We start from the raw sequence: 24,165 nt of genomic DNA on the forward strand, positions 1-24,165 counted from the left end.
AGATTTATTAAGAACACTTCGCAGTTTGGAAATTCTTGGTATTTTTACCACGCATACATTGATATGACTTTTCAGTTTCGATCAACTTCCAGTCATTATCCATATGTTTAAAACTATAAATCGTACGAATCGAACGAACAGAATCATCCATTAAGCCTGTTTCCGTCACTTTCACTTGTGCAGCCGTTGGTGCTTCTACACTGTTAAAAAATTGACGAATTTCTACGGTAGATAATTCTTTGACTAAATCAGGACGTTGTTTTAATACTTGCGCCAAAGGTGTGTCTGGACTGCTGACCTTATTGACTAAATTTTGTGTGGTGGCACAGCCTGCCAATAATCCTAAGCATAAGGCTGAAACCGAAACTAAACGCAACATGACAAATTCCCCATAGATATCATTACATACCCGTTATGATGCAATGCTTATCCACATAACTCTATGGCAACAATGTAGCGTTTGTTTTTCTTGGTCAGAGATATGTATCCCTTTTTATTCAAGCAATAAAAAACACCGCAATGTTGCCATTGCGGTGTTTAGTATTTCATTCGATGTAAACTTATAAATCGAATAATTTACCAGGGTTCATAATCCCGTTTGGATCGAAAACTTTTTTCAAGGCTTTCATGTATTCAATTTCTTCAGCACTGCGTGAATACTCCAAATATGGCTTTTTGGTCATGCCCACACCGTGCTCGGCAGAGATAGAACCGTCATATTTTTTCACAGTATCGAATACGTATTTATTCACCACCTGACATTTGGCAAAGAATTCATCTTTGCTTAAATCGGCAGGTTTAAGAATGTTTAAGTGCAAGTTACCGTCACCAATATGACCAAACCAGCAGATTTCAAAGTCTGGATAGTTTTCTGACACAATGCTGTCAATTTCTTGAATAAAGGCAGGCACATGGGTAATCAAAACTGAAATGTCATTTTTGTATGGGGTAAATGGCGCAATCGACTCAGAAATATCTTCACGTAAACGCCATAAGCTTTCGACTTGCTCAAGGCTTTGGCTCAACACGCCATCTAGCACCCAACCTTGTTCCATGCAATGCTCAAAAATTTCCATCGCCTTGTCCATAATTGGCTCAAATGGCGCTTCAAATTCAAGTAATACATAGAATGGACATTGTGTTTCAAATGGACGTTGCACGTGACCATGATCCAGTACTTTCTGCATTGCCAATTCACCAAAGAATTCAAATGCAGTGAGGTCAATTTTAGCTTGGAAGGCATGTAGTACAGGCATCACCGCATTAAAATCAGGCACACCCAACACCATCACTTGCAGGTCTTGCGGTTGACGCTCTAATTTAATTTCAGCTTCAGTGACTAAACCTAAAGTACCTTCACCACCAATAAATAAATGTTGTAGCGCATAACCTGTAGCATTTTTAATCATGCCTTTGTTTAAACGCAAAATGTCGCCTTTACCCGTCACTACGGTTAAACCCAACACCCAGTTACGCGTCATGCCATATTTAATGACCTTAATGCCACCCGCATTGGTGCCAATATTACCGCCAATTTGTGAAGAACCCGCAGAAGCAAAATCTACTGGGTAGTACATGCCTTGTTCTTGGGCATAACGCTGTAATTGTTCAGTGACCACACCCGCTTGTACGCGCACCATACGGTCAGCAGGGAAAAATTCCAGAATCTGGTTCATTTTGTCCATGCTCACCACAATTTCACCATTGGCTGCCACTGCACCCGCAGATAAACCGGTACGACCACCCGATGGGGTTACCGCAACATTGTATTGGTTCGCAAGCTTAACAATGGCTTGAACTTGTTCAGTCGTTGCAGGGAAAACGATCACAGATGGGTTTGGATCAAAGTGTTTAGTATAATCCCGACCCCAATTTTGCAGGCTATCGGTATCCGTTTTAATACGGTTTTCGCCAACAATTTCGATCAATTGGGTCAACAACTCTGGGGTTAAAGCGACTGGAGCATTCATCGTTTTCAGACCTTGCAATGAAGTAAACAAGTGGTGTCGAATCTAATGCATTATTCAGCTGAAACAGCGGTAACAAAGGAACAATAACTAGACAGCACGTGAAGTAACGGACAGTCCATCTGCACCGTATTTTTTCACGGAGCATTATTATATGCCATTTTTCGATAAAACCCGCAGAAAATCGCGTTTTAACAAGGTTACCTTGTAAATTACAGGCTTAGTTAGACCAACAACGACAGGTTGTGACGTATATTTCGCCAAAATACCTGATCGCTGGGTCATAAAGGAAATGTATATCGGCCCAAGTCCTATGTTATGATACCGCGACCAAATTTGGCCTTTGTAGCGGAGCCGTAATGAGCCAACATCTTTCCCTGCCTAAAGATAAAATTCGTTTCTTGTTGTTAGAAGGCGTTCACCAAAACGCAGTCGACACTTTAAATGCTGCTGGATACACCAACATCGATTATCGTAAAACTGCGCTTGAGGGTGAAGCGTTGAAAGAAGCGATCAAAGATGCACACTTCATTGGTATTCGTTCCCGTACTCAATTGACTGAAGAAATTTTTGAAGCAGCAAACAAATTGATTGCTGTGGGCTGTTTCTGTATTGGGACCAACCAAGTGAACTTAAATGCTGCGATGGTTCGTGGTATTCCAGTTTTTAACGCACCATATTCAAATACACGTTCAGTAGCTGAACTTGTACTTGCAGAAGCTATTCTTCTTCTTCGTCGTGTACCTGAAAAATCAACAGATACACATGCGGGCGGTTGGAACAAATCTGCTGTAGGTTCGTTTGAAACACGCGGTAAAACTTTAGGTATCGTGGGTTATGGTTCAATCGGTTCTCAACTTTCAGTTTTAGCTGAAAGCATGGGGATGAAAGTCATCTATTTTGACGCAGTCACTAAATTACCTTTAGGTAACGCACGTCAAGTCGGCAGTATGGCTGAACTTCTTGCCAACGCTGACGTGGTTTCTTTACACGTACCAGATGTTCCGTCTACACGTAACTTCTTTGGTAAAGACCAATTTGCACAAATGAAAGAAGGTTCTATCTTCATCAATGCTGCACGTGGTACATGTGTCATCATCGAAGACTTAGCAGATGCCTTAAAATCAGGTCATGTTGCGGGTGCTGCGGTTGACGTATTCCCGAAAGAACCAAAAGCCAATGGTGAAGAATTTGTTTCTCCACTACGCAACATTCCAAACGTGATTTTAACCCCGCACGTGGGTGGTTCGACTATGGAAGCGCAAGCAAACATTGGTTTAGAAGTCGCTGAGAAATTCGTTTCTTACTCAGACAAGGGGATGACCCTCTCTGCTGTAAACTTCCCAGAAATTGCATTGCCATTAACTGAAGGTAAACACCGTCTACTTCACATTCACAAGAATGTGCCTGGCGTACTTTCAAAAATCAACAACTTGTTTGCTGAACATGGCATCAACATCTCTGGTCAGTCTTTAATGACCAAAGGTGATGTCGGCTATTTAGTTATGGATGTTGATGCAACTGCATCTCAAGAAGCACTTGATACATTACAAGACGTTGAAGGTACAATCCGCGTTCGCGTATTGTTCTAAGTTATTCGATGTGAAAAACCACAGACTTGTGTCTGTGGTTTTTTATTGATCCATCCTCCGCTTAATTGGGTCAATAAAAAGCATTTCACAGCTCAAAACCGATCTATTGCCTATGGGGAATAGATCGGTTTTGTTTCAATTCAGCTTCTAGTTTTAATCTGCATCTATTACACAGCATTGATTTAGTTCATCCGCTACAAGCTATTTCACCTGCACAGTGTTATGATTGAAAAAAATACACAAATTGACCAACCGATATAAAATATAACGCACTAGACCATGCTGAACTTAAAAAAACCCTCTTATTTACAAGCAGTGTTCCTGCTATTTATTGCCATGCTCTGTGTGCAAAGTAGTGGTTCATTGGCCAAAATTCTATTTCAGCAATTTCCAGTTTTAACGGTTTCTGCTATGCGTATGCTGCTCGGTGCGCTGATTCTGGCAATTATTTTTCAAATCTGGAAAATTAATTTTAAAAGCGTGCGTTGGTCTTCTATTTTAAGTTATGGCATTGCACTGGCAGGCATGAACGGACTATTTTACTTATCGATTGAACGACTCCCGCTGGGTATTGCCGTCTCGTTTGAGTTTATTGGCCCCTTAAGCGTCGCCTTGTACTATGCACGGCAAAAATACGATTTACTTTGGGTCAGCATGGCAATTTTAGGTTTAGTCTTGCTGTTTCCTTTTGACCAAGCCACACAATCGCTCGATTTAATAGGCATTGCCTTCGCGATTGGCGCAGGGGCATGTTGGGCGGTTTATATTATTGCGGGGCAACGTCCTTCGGGTATTTCAGGCAATCATACGGTGTGTTTGGGCATGTTTGTCGGCATGCTGTGCTTACTACCCGTCGCCTTATTTTCAGGCATGACCAGTCATGTTTTCCAGCCTCCTAATTTATTCTATTTTATCGGTTTAGCTGTTCTGGCAAGTGCTTTACCTTTTACTTTAGAAATGATTGCTTTACGTAATTTGACTGCCTTAAGTTTTGGAACCTTAATGAGCCTTGAACCTGCGATTGCAGCACTGTCTGGCTTTGTGTTCTTAAATGAGCAATTGCTTTGGACACAGTGGTTAGCACTTGGCACCATTATTACTGCTTCGATTGGCTGTACCTATACCACACAACAAGCCAAACGCCGTACCGAAGCCAACTTAGAATCATCCAGTGAATCAAGATGATTCGCTAAACGATTCATCATAACCATATTTTGACTTCCCCCACTCTTCTTTTGCTTTCTTTGTCATGGAGACCACAACTGATATGCCAAACAGTCAACTGAGTGCCGTATTTTTCATGGTGTTATCCATGTTGGCATATCAAGTCAGCGCCTCATTTGCCAAGCAGCTCATGCAAGCATTAGACCCTTTTACTGTGGTGACTTTACGGCTTAGCTTTGCGTCTATTTTGGTGGTATTGATGTTCCGTTCATGGAAAATCATCCAGCGTCTACCTCATTTAAAATGGCGAGACTTATTATTTTACAGCGCCGCAGTCTGCGTCATGAATGTTTTGTTCTATGCTTCTTTAGGCAAGTTACCCCAAGGCATTGCTGTTGGATTAGAGTTTTTAGGACCCCTGACCTTAGCGCTGCTCTCGATTAAACACAAAAGCGATTATATTTGGGTCGGACTCGCAATTGTAGGGATTGCCCTAATGGTGCCTTGGCAAGATGCACACGCCCACAATTTCTCTTATATTGGTGCTGCATGTGCATTAGGTGCAGGTATTTGTTGGGCATTTTATATTTATTTTGGTCAAAGAGTTGCACGCCAGAATATGGGGATGCACGCGTTGAGTATCGCCATCGTACTGTCGACCCTCATTTTATTACCCATTAACAGTATCCGTAATCCTGAAGCGATGTTGCAATTTCAATACTGGCCACAAGCCTTAATGATTGCCCTCCTAGCCACTGCAATTCCTTATACACTTGATTTAATGGCACTCAAACGTCTGAGTAAACTCAGTTATGGCACACTGTCTAGCTTATCTCCTGCTTTAGCAGCGATTGCCGGTATGCTGTTATTAAAAGAACATATTACCCTTTGGCAAACTTTGGCCCTGATCTGCATTATGACCGCTTCGGTTGGTGTCACCTATCGTGCCAGTCGCACTGCACCTAAATCTGATATAGAAGCATCGACCTCTTAAAACCCTAATTTAACCCATCAAAAACAGTTGCTGACTTTTAATATCTGCAACTGTTCTTTACACGGCAAAATTCCATCTAGCCAAGTGCCCTCAACTAAAATAACGCTTACGGGAAGGCCCTTGAATTCAATGTGATGAAAAACTACTATAATCAAAAGAATTAAAAGGAACATAAGAACAACAATGCAACCACATATTCGCCTCAACATGATTGTTAAAAACGAATCTGCTGTGATTTTACGATGTTTAAAATCGGTCAAACCGTGGATTCATTCTTGGGTGATTGTCGATACAGGATCAACAGATGGTACACAACAACTGATTCAAGACTTTATGCAAGATCTGCCAGGCAAACTATTTGAGCGCCCTTGGCAGAATTTTGGTTTCAATCGTACTGAAGCCCTACAACTGGCACAAGATCCGTCCCTGCCACATGCCGATTACCTGATGTTTATTGATGCCGACCAAACTCTCATGGTATATCCTGAATTTCAATGGGGCACTTTATCGGGCTTAGCGTATTATTTTGAATATATTTACGGAAATACCCGCTACCAATTAAATTCGCTTGTTTCAACTCAAGTACCCTGGAAATGGGAAGGTGTTTTACACGAATATTTAAACTCACCAGAATCACATCAATGGCAGCTACTCAAAGGTCTTCATGTTTTTGTGCAGCATGATGGTGCCAGAGGGCATGATCCCACAACTTATCTCAAAGATATTGAAATTCTAAAACAAGGGATCAAAGATGAACCTAACAATCTCCGATATAAATTTTATTTAGCACAAAGTTATCAAGATGCAAATTTACCCGAACAAGCCCTGCAAGCCTATCAAATACGCGCCGATGCAGGAGGATGGGAAGAAGAACGCTGGACAGCACAATTTCGTGCAGCAAAATTCATGGAAAAACTCAAGAAACCGACAACTGACATTCGCAACGCTTATTTGCAAGCTTGGGTCAGCCGTCCACAACGTGCTGAATCCCTCTATGAATTGGCACGCTTTTATCGAGAACAGAAGCAATTTGAAACAGCGTGCCAATTTGCCTTACAAGCTTGCCAGATCAAACGACCAAATGACATTTTATTTGTCGATGACAGTGTCTACACATGGCGAGCGCTGGATGAACTGAGTGTTACAGCATCCTATTGCCCACACTATAAAGAGGAAGGCAAAAAAGCCATCCTCAAATTATTGATGGAACAAAAATACCCTGCCTCCGAAGAAACACGACTCATTACCAATCTACGCTTTTATAAATAAAAAACCCTTGCTGAGGCAAGGGTAAGCTTAGAAATTGAATTTAAGCAGCTGATGCAATTTTGCATCAGCTGAACCATCAAGCTGTGAAGAAAATTTGATAACTTAGACGGACAATTAAAATAGACACTAATATTAAAAAGATGATGCGAATAAAACCACTGCCATATTTTAAAGCGAGTTTAACCCCAACCAAAGAACCTGCAATATTGGCAACGGCCATGGTTAAACCAATGCCAAATAACACATGACCTGCGGGCACAAAAAAACTCAATGCAGCAAAATTGGTCATGAAATTGGCAATTTTAGAGAGCGCCGAAGCATGAAGAAAATCGACTTTTAAGTAGCGAATAAAATAGAAAATAAAGAAACTACCCGTGCCTGGTCCAAAAATACCATCATAAAAGCCAATCAAGACACTGCCGACCGCTGCAAGTACCAGTATTTTAGTGGTGATTTCCTGTTGAAAATGTACCTGACCAAATTGTTTCTTCATGAATGTGTAAATTGCGATAATAATCAACATACACAGCACAAAGGGTTTCAATACTTGGGTGGGAATCATGGAAACACAGGCGGCTCCCAAGTAGGAACTAATAAAAGCCCCCACCCCTATCACCAACAGCAATTTCCACGACAATGATACACGGCGCATAAATGAAAACGCCGCAGATGCCGTACCAAAAATAGAAGAAAGTTTATTGGTGCCAAAAACTGTGGCAGGCGCCAACTGTGGCATTGCCCCCATAATGGCAGGGATTTGAATGAGTCCACCCCCACCTACTGCAGCATCAATTGCTCCTGCACAAAAAGCAAAGAAGACCAAACTCAGAATAAGATCAAGTTCCATCGTATTGAGCCTCCTACAGATTCAAAACACGTTTAGGAATTAAACGCTTTCGATCATTAATTTCGGCCAAGCCTAAACACTTTTCACCATCAAAAACCAACACTTGTGCTTCGGCAGCATGCTCAATATTACTTTCCATACCGCGACTAAAATAGTCTGCCCGACCTTCAGGAACTTGAATTTGAGTAAAATGCTGAACAGGTGCATACACAGGCAATAACAGCGCTTCGCGCTCTTGTTCCGTTAAGCCTTCTAAATATTCAATCGTATAACTTGGAATCAGCTCAAAGTGACCCGTCTGAATACGGTGCAAATACGTCAAATGCCCTTGCGTCCCTAAAGCTTTGGCAATATCTTCCCCCAGCACACGAATATAGGTGCCTTTAGAGCAAGTCACATCTAAAGTAATGCTGTTTTCAGTAAAGGAAAGGAGCTGAATCGCCTCAATTGTAATAGGCCGTGCTTCACGTTCCACTTCAATGCCTTTACGCGCCAATTCGTATAGTGGGCGCCCCTGCTTTTTGAGGGCAGAATACATCGGTGGAATTTGCTGAATTTCTCCAACAAACTGATTCAATACCTGCTGAATTTTAACTTCTGTCAGTTCTGGCACCGCTTGTTCGAGCAGTATCTCCCCTTCCACATCACCCGTCGTTGTGCTGTGGCCAAGCTGGATCGTGGTTTGATAACGCTTGGTTGAATCTAATAAGAAATGCGAGAACTTTGTAGCTTCACCAAAGCAAATGGGTAATAAACCAGATGCCAGAGGATCCAAAGCACCCGTATGTCCTGCTTTCTCTGCCCTCAATAACCAGCGCACTTTTTGTAATGCCGCATTTGAACTAATACCCAAGGGTTTATTTAACAAAAACACCCCATGAACCGCGCGGCGCTGGATTTTTGCAGCAGATGATTTCATAACTCAGAACACGTATTTCAACTGCCGCAATACTAACAACCGCTCATCTAGTTTTACAACTTTTCTGTTGTTTATTTGCGTTTGCATTGCACAATAAAACAAGTTCAGCGAATGAACTGCATAAAAATTAAAAATGGATATTAGGCATAGGATATGCAAAAAAAGAAATTATGGCTGATACTCGCCGTTGTACTGGTTATTCTAATCGGCTTTTTAGTGTGGCTTGCGCCGAGTGCAACCACAGGCTCCAATACCACAGCCCTTTCACTCGCAAATGCGCCGTCGAATTCAACATCGGCTCTTGCTGGGAATACAGCATTATCGCCTGACTCCACACAGCCTTTTGTCAGCACAAGCCAACAAGATACCGAAGTGAATTGTCAGCTTAGTTTAGACCAAAGCCAGCATTTAATCGTGAATGAGCAAACACGCAATTGCTTTGAATATTTCATTACCCAATATGGTGAAAAAAAGATTGACCAGATTAAGCAAGATTTTACGCACTACATGCAAAAAGGCTACAAAGAACCTGCGTTAAGCCAAATTATTGATTTGTGGAATCGCTATATTGATTACCGTATTCAGTTAGGCAACTTAAAAGAACCCAACTTAGACAAACAAGACCCTGAGTACTATCGAAAAGTTTTTACATTGATGAAAAACTTACGCACACAATTTTTTTCCCCTACTGAAATTGAGGGATTATTTGGTGCAGAAAATACCTACCATGAATATACCTTAGACCGCATGTCAATCATGGCAGATTCATCTCTAAATGAAGTTCAAAAGGCACAAAAACTAAAAGAACTATTTGCCCAGTTGCCTGAAGATTGGCGTGAAAATTTGGAACAGTTGTCTAAGTTGGAAGATCTACGCAAATTGGCCAGTGATATTAAAGCTCGCGGTGGTTCTGCTGATGAACTTCGCCAAATGCGTATGAATTTAGTCGGTGCAGATGCAACCGCTAGACTAGAACAACTAGATCAAGACCGAGGCCAATGGAAATCACGTGTAAATGATTACTTAATGCAGCGTGACCAAATTCTAAAGAGCCAGATGAGCGAATCTGCACAACAACAAGCGATTGCTCAATTACGCCAGCAACAATTTAAAAATCCACAAGAACAACTTCGACTTGGAACCTTTGAAACCACCCATGACTCAGGAGGAAAGCTCCCGTTCGCGGAATAATGCTGCATCACACACTTTTTTCAGGATGAAAATATGTATAAAACGAAAAATATAGCACATAGTCTTTCACTGCTCGGTTTAGCCGCATGTATCGGGCTTGGCACTCAAACTGTATCTGCTGGTGTCCTAAGCGTGACGAATACTGCCCAAAGTACCTATGCCAAAACCAAATATCCATTATTGTTCACTCATGGAATGTTTGGCTTTAGTCGCGTTGGCGTCGCTGAATTCGGCTTGGATTATTGGTATCAAATTCTGCCCGATCTGGCACGTAATGGTGCAACCACTTTTGCTGCACAAATCTCACCTTTAGAATCGACCGAAGTCCGTGGTGAACAACTGTTACAGCAAGTCGAAGAAGTGATGGCCATTACTGGTAAATCCAAAGTGAATTTAATAGGACATAGCCATGGCGGGCCGACCATTCGCTATGTCGAAGCAGTCAAACCTCAATATGTCGCTTCCCTAACTGGGGTGGGTGCTACATTTAGAGGTTCCAAAGTCGCAGATGATTTACTTGCAAACCAAACGGGTTCACAGCTCTTAAGCATCGCCACAGATTATATTATTGGACCACTCATTACCTTTGCAGAAGGGAACCCATCGCTGCAAAGTGATCTTAAAGCCTCTCTAACCTCGATCAGCGAAAAAGGCTCTCAAATCTTTAATCAAAAATACCCAACCACAGCCTTAGCATCGGACTGTAGTAAAAGTGGAGCCAGCTCCAACAATGGGACCTATTATTATTCTTGGACTGGAACCTCTCAAGTGACCAACGTCATTGATGTTGCAGACAGTGCCATTTCACTACTGGCTCCCATCTCCTATCTCAGTACCGACAATGATGGATTGGTTGCGCGTTGCAGCACCCATTTCGGAAAAGTCATTCGTGATAATTACGATTGGAATCACCTAGATGAGGTGAACCAAGTTTTAGGATTAAGAGGATTGTTCAGCCCAGATCCCGTCGATGTTTATCGTCAACATGCCAACCGCTTGAAACTTCAAGGTCTTTAATACAGACACTCCCGCTGAGCACATGACTTAGCGGGATTTCTTTAGAATTATAAAGTTACAAATTGCATTTAATTTAATCGGATTTATCCGCCCAATCCTCACTCCAACTTTATACTCATTTTGACAATTATTTTTGTCGATAGAAAAATTAAAATAGAGGAAGATCAATGAAATATGGACTCTTGATAGCTGGACTGCTATCAACCTGTGTACTAAGCACCACCCAAACCCAAGCCAGTGCATCACAAATTCAAGCTAATTACGTCACCTCAAACTATGCAAAAACCAAATATCCATTGGTCTTTGCACATGGGATGGGCGGATGGATTCGTGCAGGCACAGATGAACTGGGTGTGGATTATTGGTATCAAATTTTGCCTGATTTAGCACGCAATGGTGCCAATGCATGGGCAACACGCGTTTCACCCTTTAATAGCTCGGAAGTTCGCGGTGAACAACTGCTACAACAAGTCGATGAAATTTTAGCCATTACAGGTGCAAGCAAAGTCAATTTACTGGGACATAGTCACGGCGGGCATAGTATTGCTTATGTTTCGAATGTTGCCCCATCTAAAGTCGCTTCTGCAACTGCAATTTCAAGTCCATTAAAGGGCTCACCTGTCGCAGATCTGATTATTTCTGCTCAAGGTACACCGCTAGAACAACCCTTGGTTGGCCTGATTAACTTTGGCTCTAAAGCGATTGTATGGGCACAACAGCAAGACCCCAACGCCCTCCCACATGACGCTCTTGCTGCAGGAAAAAGCTTAAGTCAGGCAGGCTCAAAAGCATTTGCACAAAAGTATGCACTGGGTATGCCCCAAACAAGTTGTGGTGAAGGTGTTGCAACAGAAAATGGAATTTACTTCTATTCGTTTTCGGGCAATTCTACTTTAACCAATATCCTTGATCCAGATTCATTATTGGCAGCTACAGGTTTATTGATGCAAGCACCAAATGACAATGATGGTTTGGTTTCACGTTGTAGCGCAAAATATGGTAAGACCATTCGAGACAATTACAACTGGAACCATTTAGATGTCATTAATCAATTCTTTGCTTTGCGCTCAGTATTCTCGCCAGATCCAGTCGATGTCTATCGTCAACATGCCAACCGCTTAAAACTGCAAGGGCTTTAATCATCAAGCATAAAAAAATGCGCCATTTGGCGCATTTTTTAACTCGTGTAAAAACTTAAAATTAAGCTTTAACTTTACGAGCTGGTAATTTTTCACGAATACGTGCAGCTTTACCAGACAATTCACGTAGGTAGTAAAGTTTAGCACGACGAACGTCACCACGACGTTTCACTTCGATTTTAGCAACAACTGGAGAGTGAGTTTGGAAAACACGCTCAACACCAACACCGCTAGAAATTTTACGTACTGTGAACGCAGAGTTCAAGCCACGGTTTTTCTTCGCAATAACAACACCTTCAAATGCTTGAAGACGCTCGCGATCACCTTCTTTTACTTTTACCTGAACGATAACAGTATCACCTGGTGCAAAAGCTGGGATGTCTTGTTTAAGCTGTGCATTTTCAACAGCTTGTACTAAAGGATGCTTACCGCTCATGGGGTATCTCCAATATGTGTGGGTCAGAAGAGGTCTGATATCCACTGGGTATAGAGGCTAAAATCGCATAGACCCGATTGACTTTCCCTTTATACTTGACCGCTTCAAGACATAAAGAGCCTAATAAACAACACTTCAACACAACCGTTCAAGTATTGGGTTCGGAAAATAACTTGAAGTTATCTGCCTTATAAATCTTTCAGCCATTTTTTTTGCTGCTTGGTCAACTCTACCTTTTCCACCAACTCAGGTCGGCGTTCAAGAGTACGCTGATAACGCTGCAAAAATCGCCATTTTTCAATATTGGCATGATGTCCCGACTTCAATATATCGGGCACATCCAAACCTTCAAAATGGTCTGGCTTGGTATATTGTGGGCAATCTAAAAGACCGTCCACAAAAGAATCTTGCACAGCCGATTGTTCATCAGACATGGTATTCGGCAAACGTCGAATAATACTGTCCAACAACACCATCGCAGGAAGCTCTCCACCCGATAAAACGTAATCCCCTATGGACCATTCCTGATCAACATATTTTTGGATCAAACGCTCATCAACCCCTTCATAGCGCCCACATAATACAATCAACCCATCATAATCGACAAACTGTTGTACCGCAGGCTCATTTAAGGTTTTTCCTTGCGGTGACATATACACCACAGGAACATGAACTGCGCCCGCTTGCTCTGCAAGCTGTTTGGCACGTTGAATGGCTTTTGCCAGAGGCTCCGCCATCATCACCATACCTGGACCACCACCAAAGGGACGTTCATCCACTCGTTTGTAGTTGCCCTCAGCAAATTCACGTGGATTAATACAATGGACTTGTATAATGTCACGCTTTGCTGCGCGCCCGCTAATACCGTAGGCTGTAATCGCTTCAAACATTTCAGGAAAAAGCGTAATGACTGCAAAAAACACCGCAGACTCCTCTATTTTCCTGCTGTGTGAATCCTAAACAGGATTAATAATCTACGCCCCAATTTACGTAGATACGACCAGCTTCGAGATCAACGCGTTGTATCACATCTTTATGCCATGGAATCATACGCTCTTCACTATCGATGCTTTCAGCAGTTGCGCGAACCACCATCACATCATTAGCGCCTGTTTCGAACAGTTCATGGATTTGACCGAGATTCACTTCTTGCTCTTCATCATTCAGACCTAACACAGTTAAGCCTTTTAAATCCGACCAATAATACTCGTCCACGCCTGCTTGAGGCAGTTGAGATTTTGAGATCCAGACATTTGCACCGACCAGATTATCTGCTGCTGTGCGATCACTCACACCCTTCAGCCAAACAACCAAACCTTTGCCATGTGGTTTCCAACGTTTTACATCGACAACTTGCCAACCTGCTTTGGTCTCAATGTACCAAGGCAGGTAGTCAAATATGTTGCTCATAGGTTCTGTATTGGAATAGACCCAGAGCCACCCATTTAATCCATATGCTGAACGTAACTGTCCAATCTGAATACGATCTTCGGGAACATTCTGTGTTGGTGTCATGGGCTACCTACTACTTAATCTAAAATTATGCAGTAGCTGTAGCTTTCTTAGCTTGAGCAGCTAAAGAAGCAACACGATCAGAAGGTTGAGCACCTTGTGCTACCCAATGAGCAAAACGGTCAGCATCTAAACGAAGTTTTTCTGCTTTACCTTGAGCTGTCGGGTTGAAGAAACCAATACGTTCGATGAAACGACCGTCACGTGCATTACGACTATCAGTCACAATGATTTGATAAAACGGACGTTTTTTAGCACCACCGCGTGCAAGACGAATAACTACCATGATACAACCTTATAGTTTTTACGGATTATCCCTGTACCGACCATCGATACACTTCAAACCCCTTTCATAGAGGGCAATATTCTACGCTAAATTCTGCAATAGGGAAAGGTTAAAAAATGATTTATCCACAGTTTTGAATTTAGCTGCTAGCGACCATCCCACGTTGAGCCTGCTGACAGTGCACATGTAGTCGCAGCCTTTGCCCAATATTTTTGCCCTTGGTCATTTAAACAAATAATCCCATTTCCGTCTTGAGCCGTGCCTGATTTAGGGGTTGCTATCAACAACCAACTATTCGTATCAGCGGAACTACTGGTTAGTGCAACATTATTTCTATCAGTGATCGTTAAGTCATACATCCCGTCAGGGGTTTGAGTCGCACTATATACATTTGACAATGTTCTTCCCGCAAAATTACTGTTGGCGAGCTTATAACTCGCCAAAGTACGTGCAATTTGTAACATTTCAGCTTGTGCATCTGCTCTCTGCACACGCACCTTGTAACCTATATAAGATGGGTAAGCGATTGCTGCGAGAATTCCGATGATTGTAACGACAATCATTAACTCGATAAGTGTAAAGCCTTTCATTACCAACTTTCGCTCCCTGTTGCAGATGTCCCACAATCGGAATATGTTACATTTGCTCTTGTTTTATTTTTGCAACGTAAACCAGAACTGGTCATCAAAAAATTAAAGTTCTTTGCATCACTGGTTTCAGCAATCATTGCCCAACGCCGTGCTCTAATTGCTGGCGAAGCGGTCGTATCAGTTAATAACTTGGTCGTATCATCTCCATCGCGAATGGTAATGGTATATTTGATGCCTGAACCAGTTGCCCCTCGAGGTAATGTGACTGAAGTCATTGCACCTGTAACCCCATAAACAAAATTGGGGTCAAAACCTCTATACGAAAAGTTACGAGACTTATGTCTCTCTAATTGTTCCGCTATTTTTTGCAACTCTTGTTGAGCTAATGCAGCATCTGCACGGCGTACATAATTCAAATAGCTTGGTATTGCAATCGCAGCAAAAATTGCCACGATCACAACAACAATCATTAATTCAATTAAGGTAAAACCTTGTTGTCCCCGCCCTAGACGACAACCCCAAATGGAATGTAATTTAGGGAACCTATATTTATTTATTGTGCCCATTTTTCATACCACCGTGTTGGGTTAACAATTCGACGGCATTCCCACTTACCAACACTACCCTGACTGGTACTAATGGTCGATTCACAATCCGTTCCACCTGTACCCGAACCTGTTGGCACCAAGGCAATACCACGGATACCTGAACCAATCGGATTATCATTACACTCAGCCACACCAGCAGGGCATCCTGTCGTTTTTGTAACAAATCCTGTCCCACCTTCTCGAGTAATATCAACGGCACCGCTCGTAGTCAAACATGCACCAAATGGTAAGCAATACTTTTGACGGTCTGTTTCACCCACCACACGTGGTAAACATGGATTTTGTGGTGCAATACCCGTACCTTGCGGGTCATATACTGGAACAAGTAAATTCCCTGTAATCGCCATTGGTTCTTCAAAAGCCTTCATTCCACCTAGTACACGGAAGCTTCCTCCAGCACGCTCTGTACCAGCTCCATTACTTGAAAGTGAACGATACCAACCATCTTTACTTGCACTTGTACCAATAAAGGTAGATGCAACAACACCTGATAATAATTGTGGATTTTTTTGTAAATTCGCGAGGGTCTTATTTTGAGACTCTAAGGTTGGAGAACCTGTAATTAAATTACGCTTAATAAAGTCACGATCAATAATACCATATACGTTATTGACCAACCGATCAGTCAAGGCTGTGGTTGGTAACATACCATCACGACCTACACTCGGATAAACATCAAGTGGTGTGCTTCGGTTACCTGATGCCAAACCAACAAGAATAAATGTGGTCGCCCCTTGATCATGAATCGTTACGGTTGGTGCCTCATAAAAACGTGGATTTTTACCTAAAGTCAATGCTGCACCAGTCGTCCCATCCGTCGCAAGATTGGCTAAACGGGCAACACGCACACCAAATGCACTGTAAGTTGACCCGGATAAAGTTTGGCTATTATTTAAGTCAGCACGAAAGACTTGCCCACCTAAATCACCGAAATAAAGATGATCAATCAGGCCATCTGCATCACGATCCAGTGCACTGATGCGGCTTACCACACTGTGCGTCATATTGGCATTATTTGTGTCTGCACCAGTGGAACTTGCCCACCAGATACGTTCACCTGTTTTTGCATCAATAATATAAACTGCATTTCCTTGAGCAGCTGACTTATTATTACAAGTGGTATCGGGATAATCTGTTGTTGCAACAGTTGCTCCTAAACGGAAGCTAGGGTTTTCATAACATTGATCATAGCCCCCACCAACAATCATAACGCGACGAATTGCGCCGTTATAACGAATATTTGCCAATACTGGTTTAGACCAAGATTGTCCCATTCGACTGTAATTAGAGATATCAGGACCAACTCTAAACAACAACTTCGGACTCGTAGGGGTCAACACATCTAAACCATAATAGCTGCTTCCACCCATGCGTAACCCGCCATAAATATTCATTTGGCGTGCTTTAACCATACTACTTTCTGAAGATGATGCAGCTTTTTGAGTTTTATAAGCAGCATCTGCCACCCACGCACCATCCACACCATTTACAGGTGCATTAGTGTCATCTTGCCCTTTTACCAATGCTTTGGATGATACTGTACCGCGCAATAATTCCGCAGGAACAAAGACCATTTGCTCGACACCTGTATCACCATCGACCAAATGCAAACCACCATCCATTGTTCCATACAATACAGATTGGCTACGGGTACTAGTTAATTCACCAGCACTATCTAATGTACCTGAGTAAGTCAACTGAACAGGAAATGAGTGGATACTTGCACCCATTGCTAAATATGGTGAATTTGGAGTAGTTAAGGTGGCAGGTAAAGCTGTAGCCGTTTCATCTAAAGGAACACTGTAGCCTAAATAGTTCAACAGTTTTTGCTTTGCCAATAATGGAAAATTTTGAAGTGTCGTTTGAGTACCAAATTGACTCAAAATATAAGTCGTAATATTTGAAGTAGGTAAGGTTCCACTTGGAATACTGAGTAAGTCTGCGCCATTTGCAGCATTTGTTAACGTTGCTCCTCCAGTTGCAGATACATCCGTATACAATCGACGTAAGCGATTCTCATTAGCTGTATATGCATATTGTTTTGGGGTAGCAGTTAAATTTTGCGTTTGACCTAAAATCGGCATTGGAACTTTAGAATATGCACCACCTAGAGTAATAACGCCACCGTCATCATAACTTTGGTTCTGATAAACACTTGCACTGTTCCAAAGGTCTTTGGTGTTAGTTTGGAAACCACCATCCGTATTATAAACCAAGGTTGTTCCATTCGCTGCAGCAAAAGCACCTGCGTTAGTACCTGAAAGTAAAACTTGATATTTCTTTAAGTTCCCAGCCCAAATAACTTTATTACTCTGTGGGTTTGGCTCTAGAGCACGCAAATAACCATAAGGTTGCAAACCATTTGGATTCAAACTATCCACAGGCACTGAAATCGCACCCGTAGTTAATGGTTCCAAAGGTGCAGCACCCAAGTTATTAATAAAGGCAACAACACTATCAGTTACCCCTGTCGAACTTTGTGTTGTAAAGAATCCACCATTACCATAACCAGGATAGGTGACTGAATATGTACCCTGACCTGGCGAACATGCATCATCACCCGCTCTATCTGCCTGCGAACGTGAACTTAACTTACATGCATTCTGCACGTAAGACTGGCTCAAACTATTCATTTCATTACCAAAACCCACAAATGCCGTTTGGATAGAAACACCTGCTGGATTGGTAGATGCATTAAAGAGTTTTTTGGCAAATTCCCCCATACAGTCCCAACCAGAATCAGTTCCCCCACCAGTTAAGCCACCCGAACAACTAAAATTTGCTCCATAGGTGCTACCTAATGCAGTAGACATAATTTTTGTTGCTTCACTTGTTGAAGTATTGTTAGCGGCACCGTCCGATAAGACATAAACCCCCTGCCCATCACAAGAGACTCTGTCTGCTACAGCGGGCAAAGGTGATTTATACTGTGCATTCACATTTGAAGCTGTACGATCGACTACAATATCTGGATTAGATATTGTATCGTTAGCTTTTGAACGCGGCATACCACTATTAGGGTCATAAGTTACAGCTTGTTGGGTCTCCGTAATTCCATAATAAAAATTATCATTTGATTGACTAACCCATGTGACTCCTGATGGATTGCCAGGCTGATTCACCCATGTCGGATTAGTATTTGAAGTCTGGTTTGTAGCCTGCCCCGTTGTTACCGTTGGGTTCCCCCAGTTACTACATGTTTGGGTACCATTTGTGAAATTTGTTGCATTCCATGCAGCACAGGTATACGAGTAATAAGTATAATCATAAGTATAGCGATTAGGATTACGACTTGTTCGAGTCGTAGTATAAGAACGCTGCATTAATTTCGTATATTTATCAATCGAATAATTAGTTGAAGTTTCAGAATATGTGGTGGTTCCCATTAAGTATGCTGCCGCCTCAGCATATGCATGTGCTGTAGGCGTATAACTATTTGCAGTCAAATTCTGAACAGCTAGTTTTAGCTTATAGCGTTGAGAACCAACAGTATTTAAAGTACTCACATCACCTAATGGAGCAGCAGGGACCAAGATATTACCTGTCTGCCCATCACCACCTGTAGAAAAATTCCCTAACCCAACCCGTACATCGGTCAAAATAGGATTATTACTCCCTAAAAATGCATACATCCCCTGTTGTAGGCGGTATAAACGTGAGCCTGTTTGGCCTGTATCTGAGTTACCCATCGATCCTGATGTATCCAACATCATAACAATGGTTTTTTTACCTGCACTTGGTTTTGCATAAATTTGTAAATCTGTCGCTTGAACAACAGATGATGCAATGAGTAACGTCCCCGTAAACACTACTGAAAATACAGCACCAGTATGAATATGGGTGCGATCTTTTCGCTCAAACTTATTTGGTTTCATTATCGTTCTCCCACTTATCATGGCGCTGTGATTTGAATATCACGTTTACGTAAATCAATTTCTTGAACTTGAGTATTCACAGGAATACCATAACTTCTTAAACAGTCAGCAACCGTTCTTTTTCCAGAAACTGCGTCATCAATATTGTCATTGATATACCCCACTGTACTTGAAGACCCGATACATTCACTCTGTACTGTTGAAAGATTTTCTGTTGAATATGCTGGCATAATTGCTGTTGATGTAACACGTACACGAGCTTCAACTTTTCCTTTAGATGTATTTGATTGCAAACTTACATCCGTATCTCGCGCGAGTGTTGAACCTGGATTTGCATCCGAAATTGCATCTGTTGGAATACGCACAGCAACTTGGGTCACAACTGCCTGACGAGCACTGCCATAATCGGCCTCTAAATCACAAAAACCACTGCGATTTGTTTGGGTCGAATCTATCGTCGCTTTGCTATTTGCTGGGTCATTTTTAGCAGGTGGTACTAGCACTGTCGTATCAAGTGCTGAACCCAATTTGAGATTGGAGGTAGGTCTGTAGCAAAAAATGATTTCTTTACCAGGTGCTACCTTGTTTTCCTCAATAGCCTTACCTATTGCACCACTTAAAACCGTTAAATCATTATAATTGGCAACGTTTAAAAATTGATTGGTCGGTGTATCACCTGTTTGCAATAAAAGCTGACCCACTTGACTATTGGTTGCGATGTTTAAAGATGTGATTGCAACACGAATACCGATGATGCCCACAATAGTAATGAGCAACAACATAAAGAGCACAACTATCAGTGTCGCGCCGCGCTGTGCTTGGTGAGTTAAAGTACTGTGTTTCATAGTGCCTCTCCCAAACCATTGCGCAATGTAATATTGGTGGTATATACACGACGAGCAAATTTTGTGGTTGTATTATTTAACGTGACATTTTGATTCAAAATTGGAATTTGCTTAGTTAAATCAATAGCCGCGTTATTAGTATTGTCCATTGACCGCACTAAGACCCCAAGTTTTACAGAGATAATACGTGGTGGAATTCTAGATGCCGCACGTTCGGTTGTTGCAAGCGTCCGATATTGATTAATTGTGTAATATGCCAAACTACCCGAACCATTTCGTACACCCAATTGCACTGTAAAATGATCTACACGTGGAATAATAATTTCTCCCGCGTCACCAAAACCATTAATTGCTGTAGGCGGCAACACAGGTGCTGTACCTGCAGCTGTTGGTTGATTTGCATCACAAGCTAGTCCATAGTCTGTACCAGAGGTAGCAGTTGCAGGATCTCGTCTAACAAAATATCGTTGTATAACATAGTCACCCGCTTGAACATTTGCTCCTTCGCAATTTATCATCGCATTTGGAGAGATGAATTGGATGGTCAACTGGTCGCTAGTAAGGTTAACATTCGAAAGTCCGCGCCATTCATTTGTTACAGTACTTAAAGTGTCGCCTTGACTGTGGCTTAATAAGCCATTTGAAACAAATGGAGTAGAAGCTGGAATAGGAATATTCGCTGTTGTGACTGTAGCTGTTCTTGCCGTTAGAACTATCCCACCCCATGAGGTCTGTTCATTTAGTTCAGGATTGGTTGTATTGGCGTAATTAGCTAAACGAATATCTTTAGCAATATAATCCAAACCAAACACACCACTATTTTGTAATTCAGCACTTGCCTCTTGCATGCGGGAAGACAGCAAACCACCAGTAAATAATTGAATTGCAGCAGCACTAACCAATAACCCTAAAACTAGGGCAACCATCAATTCAACTAAGGTAAAACCTTGATGTTTTGTCATAGAAACATAGTTGTTATTCATTTTAATATGCCTCCATCATCAAACAACGTGCAGTATTTACATAAATTCCATTGGATGACATACATTGACTAACATCAGCCGCAGATGACGTTGCTGTTATCGTTGTATTATCCCATGCAGCATATAAGCATTGTCTTCTAACAGGCGCACTTGAAACACCTGGACATTCCGCCATTGTAATTTTCATCCCAATTTCAAATGCTGACTTTGCTGCATTATAGGCATCGTAATTCGCCATTTGCGCTGGGGTACATAATGTTGAAGGATTGAAACAAGATGGAGTTGGAGCTGTTGGAGTTGCCGTAATAGAAGTATAACCACGAACCGCAGTAGCATAACTAGCTTGACCTGCGCCATTTGCGCGAATATTTTCAGCCAAACCTCTTAGAATTAAGATCCCTTGAGATTTAGTCAAAGCTTCAGATGAAGCATCAATTGCACGTAGTTGCAAGGCAACATAGCCTAGTACACCAATTGCCAATAGCAATAAAGCAACTAGTACTTCCATAAGCCCTACGCCAGCTTGATATTTATTATAGTTCATTAGCAGGTTCCTGAACTTTGACTAATTGCACCTAAACGCTGCACGGTTATCGTTCGTGAATTTCCAGAAGCACAGATATTAAATGAGACCTGAGCATTAGCGCTGCCAGTAGGGTTAAATAATGCTGCAGTGCTACTTGTTGATTGTACTGTCACGGCTGGATCCACCTGAACTTGAAAAACGCGATTAATCTGTACTGCTTTTTTCTGCTCGTCATCCATGGATGAATAGTTTGGAATTACTGCAGTTGCACACTCGTCTTTTTTGAAATCATCATCACTATTGGTTTTATTCGGACATACTGCCACAGTTGTTCGCAATAATGCCGCTTGAGATTTGGCTTGATTAAGCGTTGCAATAAAGTCGCGCGCGTTACCATTCAATTTTTGTCTTACGACCAAATTCCCAAAAGAAGGCGCCGCCATCGTGGCAATAATTGCCAACACAGCAATTACCACCATGAGCTCTATTAAGGTGAACCCTCGATTTGTTTGCATACGCCCTCCCCAAGGCAATTTATCTTTACCCTATTTAAAATCATATTTCTTTTTTTTACAAAACGAACACAAAAAGGATAAATGGCATAAAAAAACAGATGATTGCCAAAAAGCCATCATCTGTCAAATCTTTAATAAAAATAAAATGTTAAGCGATTATCACTTTAAGCTTGTGTTACAGGAATACGTAGCTCTTTCGGCAAACTAAAAGTAATATTTTCTTCACGCCCTGCAAGCTCTTCCGGTACTTTCGCACCCCAATCTTGCAAACGCTGAATGACTTGTTTAATCAAAATTTCAGGCGCAGAGGCACCAGCCGTCACACCAATTTTAGTATTTGCATCAAACCAATCTTGCTGTAACTGTTCGGCATTATCAACCAAATAAGCCGCTTTACCCATACGCTCCGCCAGTTCACGTAAACGGTTCGAATTCGATGAGTTTGGAGACCCGACGACCAAGACCACATCGCACTGCTCAGCCAAATCACGCACAGCATCTTGGCGGTTTTGCGTGGCATAACAAATATCATCTTTGCGAGGGCCCTGAATCTTCGGGAATTTTTTGCGTAGCGCATCAATCACTTTCGCAGTGTCATCAATCGACAACGTTGTTTGCGTCACAAAAGCCACTTTATCAGGATGATGAACATCTAACTGAGCGACGTCCTCTTCATCTTCAACCAGATAAATATCGCCGCCATTTTTTTTGTCATATTGCCCCATTGTGCCTTCCACTTCAGGGTGGCCTTCATGACCAATCAAAATGGCTTCCACCCCTTCACGGGCATATTTAGTGACTTCAATATGTACCTTGGTGACCAATGGACACGTCGCATCAAAAACTTTTAAACCGCGATGCTCTGCCTCTTGCTGTACCGCTTTAGATACACCATGTGCGCTAAAAATCACGATATTGTCATCAGGCACTTCATCTAATTCATCGACAAAAATCGCGCCACGCTGACGTAAATCATCCACCACAAATTTATTGTGTACCACTTCATGACGCACATAAATAGGCGGCTGAAAACACTCAAGTGCACGATTTACAATCGCAATGGCCCGATCAACCCCTGCACAAAAACCACGCGGATTAGCCAATACAATTTCCATAAGACCCTCATTGCTCACTTAAATGCACGTCATGCGAAACTAAATTTATGCAAACTAAAATTCGACTAGCTATTTAGTTTGCAACACATCTACTCTAAAATAGAGAAGATATTTTATCATATCAGGAAAAATATCATGTCGGGTCTCTTGTTTGTCGTTTCTGCTGCGTCAGGAACTGGCAAAACATCTCTCGTAAAAGCCCTACTTGAGCGTGTAAGTAATTTACATGTTTCTGTATCTCATACCACTCGTGGGCAGCGTCCTGGTGAACTTGATGGTGTGCATTACCATTTCACTCAAAAAGAAAACTTTCTGACTTTAGTGGATCAAGGTGGATTTATTGAGTATGCAGAAGTCTTTGGCAATTATTACGGCACTGCACAAGCAACTGTAAAAGAGCAACTCGCCAAAGGACATGATGTTTTACTGGAAATTGACTGGCAAGGTGCAGAACAAGTCCGCAAATTGTTCCCAGAATCAATACAGATTTTCATTTTACCGCCAAGCCAGTTCGATTTACGCCAACGTCTATCTAACCGTGGTACGGACAGTGTGGAAGTGATTGAACATCGTTTAAGTTGTGCAGTCGAAGACATGCAACAATTTGTCAATTTCGACTATGTCATTATTAATGATGACTTTAATAAAGCCTTGCATGATCTTGAATCTGTCATTACAGCAAACCGTTTGGTTCTGACGCAGCAAGCCAATCGTCATCAAGACTTAATTCAAAAGCTAATCACTCCTGTTGAATCGTGATTAAAACTTGAGTCTA

The 24,165-nt window shown here is 41.9% G+C and carries 24 protein-coding genes; 8 read left to right on the forward strand and 16 right to left on the reverse strand.

The window, feature by feature from the left end; genetic code table 11:
• Positions 1-7 precede the first annotated feature (7 nt).
• On the reverse strand, positions 8-379 hold the full coding sequence (locus E0H82_RS10455; RefSeq protein WP_116761034.1) for a hypothetical protein: 372 nt from the start codon (positions 377-379) through the stop codon (positions 8-10).
• Between the two features lie 181 nt (positions 380-560).
• Positions 561-1,970: an FAD-binding oxidoreductase gene (locus tag E0H82_RS10460; protein WP_131264563.1), complete on the reverse strand. Its 1,410-nt coding sequence runs from the start codon at positions 1,968-1,970 to the stop codon at positions 561-563.
• A gap of 356 nt (positions 1,971-2,326) precedes the next feature.
• Between E0H82_RS10460 and serA the strand changes: the two genes are divergently transcribed.
• The 4 genes from serA to E0H82_RS10480 all read left to right on the forward strand — a co-directional run bounded on the left by serA (position 2,327) and on the right by E0H82_RS10480 (position 6,986).
• Positions 2,327-3,559 carry a phosphoglycerate dehydrogenase gene (gene serA / locus E0H82_RS10465; protein ID WP_131264565.1) on the forward strand — a complete coding sequence of 411 codons (1,233 nt, stop codon included), beginning with the start codon at positions 2,327-2,329 and terminating at the stop codon, positions 3,557-3,559.
• Positions 3,560-3,838: 279 nt separating this feature from the next.
• On the forward strand, positions 3,839-4,744 hold the full coding sequence (locus E0H82_RS10470) for an EamA family transporter (protein WP_131264567.1): 906 nt from the start codon (positions 3,839-3,841) through the stop codon (positions 4,742-4,744).
• 82 nt (positions 4,745-4,826) lie between these two features.
• Positions 4,827-5,717 carry an EamA family transporter gene (locus tag E0H82_RS10475; protein ID WP_131264569.1) on the forward strand — a complete coding sequence of 297 codons (891 nt, stop codon included), beginning with the start codon at positions 4,827-4,829 and terminating at the stop codon, positions 5,715-5,717.
• Between the two features lie 183 nt (positions 5,718-5,900).
• Positions 5,901-6,986 carry a glycosyltransferase gene (locus E0H82_RS10480; RefSeq protein WP_131264571.1) on the forward strand — a complete coding sequence of 362 codons (1,086 nt, stop codon included), beginning with the start codon at positions 5,901-5,903 and terminating at the stop codon, positions 6,984-6,986.
• A 76-nt stretch (positions 6,987-7,062) separates the two neighbouring features.
• Here the strand turns inward: E0H82_RS10480 and E0H82_RS10485 are convergent, their stop codons facing one another.
• Positions 7,063-7,833, reverse strand: a complete 771-nt coding sequence (locus E0H82_RS10485; protein ID WP_131264573.1) for a sulfite exporter TauE/SafE family protein — start codon at positions 7,831-7,833, stop codon at positions 7,063-7,065.
• Between the two features lie 13 nt (positions 7,834-7,846).
• The gene (gene truB / locus E0H82_RS10490; RefSeq protein WP_131264575.1) at positions 7,847-8,752 is read right to left on the reverse strand and encodes a tRNA pseudouridine(55) synthase TruB; all 906 of its coding nucleotides are present in this window, start codon (positions 8,750-8,752) and stop codon (positions 7,847-7,849) included.
• A gap of 153 nt (positions 8,753-8,905) precedes the next feature.
• Between truB and E0H82_RS10495 the strand changes: the two genes are divergently transcribed.
• The 3 genes from E0H82_RS10495 to E0H82_RS10505 all read left to right on the forward strand — a co-directional run bounded on the left by E0H82_RS10495 (position 8,906) and on the right by E0H82_RS10505 (position 12,099).
• The gene (locus E0H82_RS10495; protein WP_131264577.1) at positions 8,906-9,943 is read left to right on the forward strand and encodes a lipase secretion chaperone; all 1,038 of its coding nucleotides are present in this window, start codon (positions 8,906-8,908) and stop codon (positions 9,941-9,943) included.
• Positions 9,944-9,976: 33 nt separating this feature from the next.
• Complete coding sequence (locus E0H82_RS10500; protein WP_131264579.1) at positions 9,977-10,960, forward strand: lipase family alpha/beta hydrolase; 984 nt, start codon at positions 9,977-9,979, stop codon at positions 10,958-10,960.
• 167 nt (positions 10,961-11,127) lie between these two features.
• Positions 11,128-12,099 (forward strand): esterase/lipase family protein, encoded by a 972-nt coding sequence (locus tag E0H82_RS10505; RefSeq protein WP_131264581.1) that lies wholly within the window; start codon positions 11,128-11,130, stop codon positions 12,097-12,099.
• Between the two features lie 61 nt (positions 12,100-12,160).
• On the opposite strand, the gene rplS is transcribed toward E0H82_RS10505, so the two are convergent.
• From rplS to ispH, 12 genes are all read right to left on the reverse strand, one after another.
• Positions 12,161-12,535, reverse strand: a complete 375-nt coding sequence (rplS, locus tag E0H82_RS10510) for a 50S ribosomal protein L19 (RefSeq protein WP_131264583.1) — start codon at positions 12,533-12,535, stop codon at positions 12,161-12,163.
• Positions 12,536-12,723: 188 nt separating this feature from the next.
• Positions 12,724-13,458, reverse strand: coding sequence for a tRNA (guanosine(37)-N1)-methyltransferase TrmD (gene trmD / locus E0H82_RS10515; protein ID WP_131264585.1), 735 nt, complete (start codon positions 13,456-13,458; stop codon positions 12,724-12,726).
• 43 nt (positions 13,459-13,501) lie between these two features.
• Complete coding sequence (gene rimM, locus E0H82_RS10520) at positions 13,502-14,050, reverse strand: ribosome maturation factor RimM (RefSeq protein ID WP_131264588.1); 549 nt, start codon at positions 14,048-14,050, stop codon at positions 13,502-13,504.
• Positions 14,051-14,075: 25 nt separating this feature from the next.
• Positions 14,076-14,333: a 30S ribosomal protein S16 gene (gene rpsP / locus E0H82_RS10525; RefSeq protein WP_126035106.1), complete on the reverse strand. Its 258-nt coding sequence runs from the start codon at positions 14,331-14,333 to the stop codon at positions 14,076-14,078.
• 146 nt (positions 14,334-14,479) lie between these two features.
• Entirely contained in the window at positions 14,480-14,923 is a 444-nt protein-coding gene (locus tag E0H82_RS10530) for a type IV pilin protein (RefSeq protein WP_131264590.1), read from the reverse strand.
• The gene (locus tag E0H82_RS10535; RefSeq protein WP_131264592.1) at positions 14,923-15,489 is read right to left on the reverse strand and encodes a type IV pilin protein; all 567 of its coding nucleotides are present in this window, start codon (positions 15,487-15,489) and stop codon (positions 14,923-14,925) included. The genes E0H82_RS10530 and E0H82_RS10535 overlap by 1 nt, the downstream gene beginning before the upstream one ends.
• Complete coding sequence (locus E0H82_RS10540; protein ID WP_131264594.1) at positions 15,477-19,406, reverse strand: PilC/PilY family type IV pilus protein; 3,930 nt, start codon at positions 19,404-19,406, stop codon at positions 15,477-15,479. Before E0H82_RS10540 ends, E0H82_RS10535 begins: the two co-directional genes overlap by 13 nt.
• 17 nt (positions 19,407-19,423) lie before the next feature.
• Positions 19,424-20,251, reverse strand: a complete 828-nt coding sequence (locus E0H82_RS10545) for a pilus assembly PilX family protein (protein WP_131264595.1) — start codon at positions 20,249-20,251, stop codon at positions 19,424-19,426.
• Positions 20,248-21,234, reverse strand: coding sequence for a PilW family protein (locus E0H82_RS10550; RefSeq protein ID WP_131264597.1), 987 nt, complete (start codon positions 21,232-21,234; stop codon positions 20,248-20,250). The genes E0H82_RS10545 and E0H82_RS10550 overlap by 4 nt, the downstream gene beginning before the upstream one ends.
• 1 nt (position 21,235) lies before the next feature.
• The gene (gene pilV, locus E0H82_RS10555; protein WP_131264598.1) at positions 21,236-21,778 is read right to left on the reverse strand and encodes a type IV pilus modification protein PilV; all 543 of its coding nucleotides are present in this window, start codon (positions 21,776-21,778) and stop codon (positions 21,236-21,238) included.
• Complete coding sequence (locus tag E0H82_RS10560) at positions 21,778-22,275, reverse strand: GspH/FimT family pseudopilin (RefSeq protein ID WP_131264600.1); 498 nt, start codon at positions 22,273-22,275, stop codon at positions 21,778-21,780. Before E0H82_RS10560 ends, pilV begins: the two co-directional genes overlap by 1 nt.
• A 164-nt stretch (positions 22,276-22,439) precedes the next feature.
• On the reverse strand, positions 22,440-23,390 hold the full coding sequence (gene ispH, locus E0H82_RS10565; protein ID WP_131264602.1) for a 4-hydroxy-3-methylbut-2-enyl diphosphate reductase: 951 nt from the start codon (positions 23,388-23,390) through the stop codon (positions 22,440-22,442).
• Between the two features lie 135 nt (positions 23,391-23,525).
• Between ispH and gmk the strand changes: the two genes are divergently transcribed.
• Positions 23,526-24,149: a guanylate kinase gene (gene gmk / locus E0H82_RS10570; protein ID WP_016168687.1), complete on the forward strand. Its 624-nt coding sequence runs from the start codon at positions 23,526-23,528 to the stop codon at positions 24,147-24,149.
• Positions 24,150-24,165: the final 16 nt, after the last annotated feature.

This window comes from Acinetobacter sp. ANC 4910, from assembly GCF_004331035.1.
Lineage (GTDB): Bacteria > Pseudomonadota > Gammaproteobacteria > Pseudomonadales > Moraxellaceae > Acinetobacter.

Bases quoted from the DNA above. Each gene is read 5' to 3' on its own strand.
- E0H82_RS10545 (WP_131264595.1), bottom strand. From the start codon at position 20,251: ATGAAACACAGTACTTTAACTCACCAAGCACAGCGCGGCGCGACACTG.
- rplS (WP_131264583.1), bottom strand. From the start codon at position 12,535: ATGAGCGGTAAGCATCCTTTAGTACAAGCTGTTGAAAATGCACAGCTT.
- E0H82_RS10475 (WP_131264569.1), top strand. From the start codon at position 4,827: ATGCCAAACAGTCAACTGAGTGCCGTATTTTTCATGGTGTTATCCATG.
- E0H82_RS10530 (WP_131264590.1), bottom strand. From the start codon at position 14,923: ATGAAAGGCTTTACACTTATCGAGTTAATGATTGTCGTTACAATCATC.
- E0H82_RS10485 (WP_131264573.1), bottom strand. From the start codon at position 7,833: ATGGAACTTGATCTTATTCTGAGTTTGGTCTTCTTTGCTTTTTGTGCA.
- serA (WP_131264565.1), top strand. From the start codon at position 2,327: ATGAGCCAACATCTTTCCCTGCCTAAAGATAAAATTCGTTTCTTGTTG.
- E0H82_RS10470 (WP_131264567.1), top strand. From the start codon at position 3,839: ATGCTGAACTTAAAAAAACCCTCTTATTTACAAGCAGTGTTCCTGCTA.
- E0H82_RS10505 (WP_131264581.1), top strand. From the start codon at position 11,128: ATGAAATATGGACTCTTGATAGCTGGACTGCTATCAACCTGTGTACTA.
- E0H82_RS10500 (WP_131264579.1), top strand. From the start codon at position 9,977: ATGTATAAAACGAAAAATATAGCACATAGTCTTTCACTGCTCGGTTTA.
- rpsP (WP_126035106.1), bottom strand. From the start codon at position 14,333: ATGGTAGTTATTCGTCTTGCACGCGGTGGTGCTAAAAAACGTCCGTTT.
- pilV (WP_131264598.1), bottom strand. From the start codon at position 21,778: ATGAACTATAATAAATATCAAGCTGGCGTAGGGCTTATGGAAGTACTA.
- E0H82_RS10535 (WP_131264592.1), bottom strand. From the start codon at position 15,489: ATGGGCACAATAAATAAATATAGGTTCCCTAAATTACATTCCATTTGG.
- E0H82_RS10540 (WP_131264594.1), bottom strand. From the start codon at position 19,406: ATGAAACCAAATAAGTTTGAGCGAAAAGATCGCACCCATATTCATACT.
- truB (WP_131264575.1), bottom strand. From the start codon at position 8,752: ATGAAATCATCTGCTGCAAAAATCCAGCGCCGCGCGGTTCATGGGGTG.
- E0H82_RS10560 (WP_131264600.1), bottom strand. From the start codon at position 22,275: ATGCAAACAAATCGAGGGTTCACCTTAATAGAGCTCATGGTGGTAATT.
- rimM (WP_131264588.1), bottom strand. From the start codon at position 14,050: ATGACACCAACACAGAATGTTCCCGAAGATCGTATTCAGATTGGACAG.
- E0H82_RS10460 (WP_131264563.1), bottom strand. From the start codon at position 1,970: ATGAATGCTCCAGTCGCTTTAACCCCAGAGTTGTTGACCCAATTGATC.
- ispH (WP_131264602.1), bottom strand. From the start codon at position 23,390: ATGGAAATTGTATTGGCTAATCCGCGTGGTTTTTGTGCAGGGGTTGAT.
- E0H82_RS10480 (WP_131264571.1), top strand. From the start codon at position 5,901: ATGCAACCACATATTCGCCTCAACATGATTGTTAAAAACGAATCTGCT.
- E0H82_RS10495 (WP_131264577.1), top strand. From the start codon at position 8,906: ATGCAAAAAAAGAAATTATGGCTGATACTCGCCGTTGTACTGGTTATT.
- E0H82_RS10455 (WP_116761034.1), bottom strand. From the start codon at position 379: ATGTTGCGTTTAGTTTCGGTTTCAGCCTTATGCTTAGGATTATTGGCA.
- gmk (WP_016168687.1), top strand. From the start codon at position 23,526: ATGTCGGGTCTCTTGTTTGTCGTTTCTGCTGCGTCAGGAACTGGCAAA.
- E0H82_RS10550 (WP_131264597.1), bottom strand. From the start codon at position 21,234: ATGAATAACAACTATGTTTCTATGACAAAACATCAAGGTTTTACCTTA.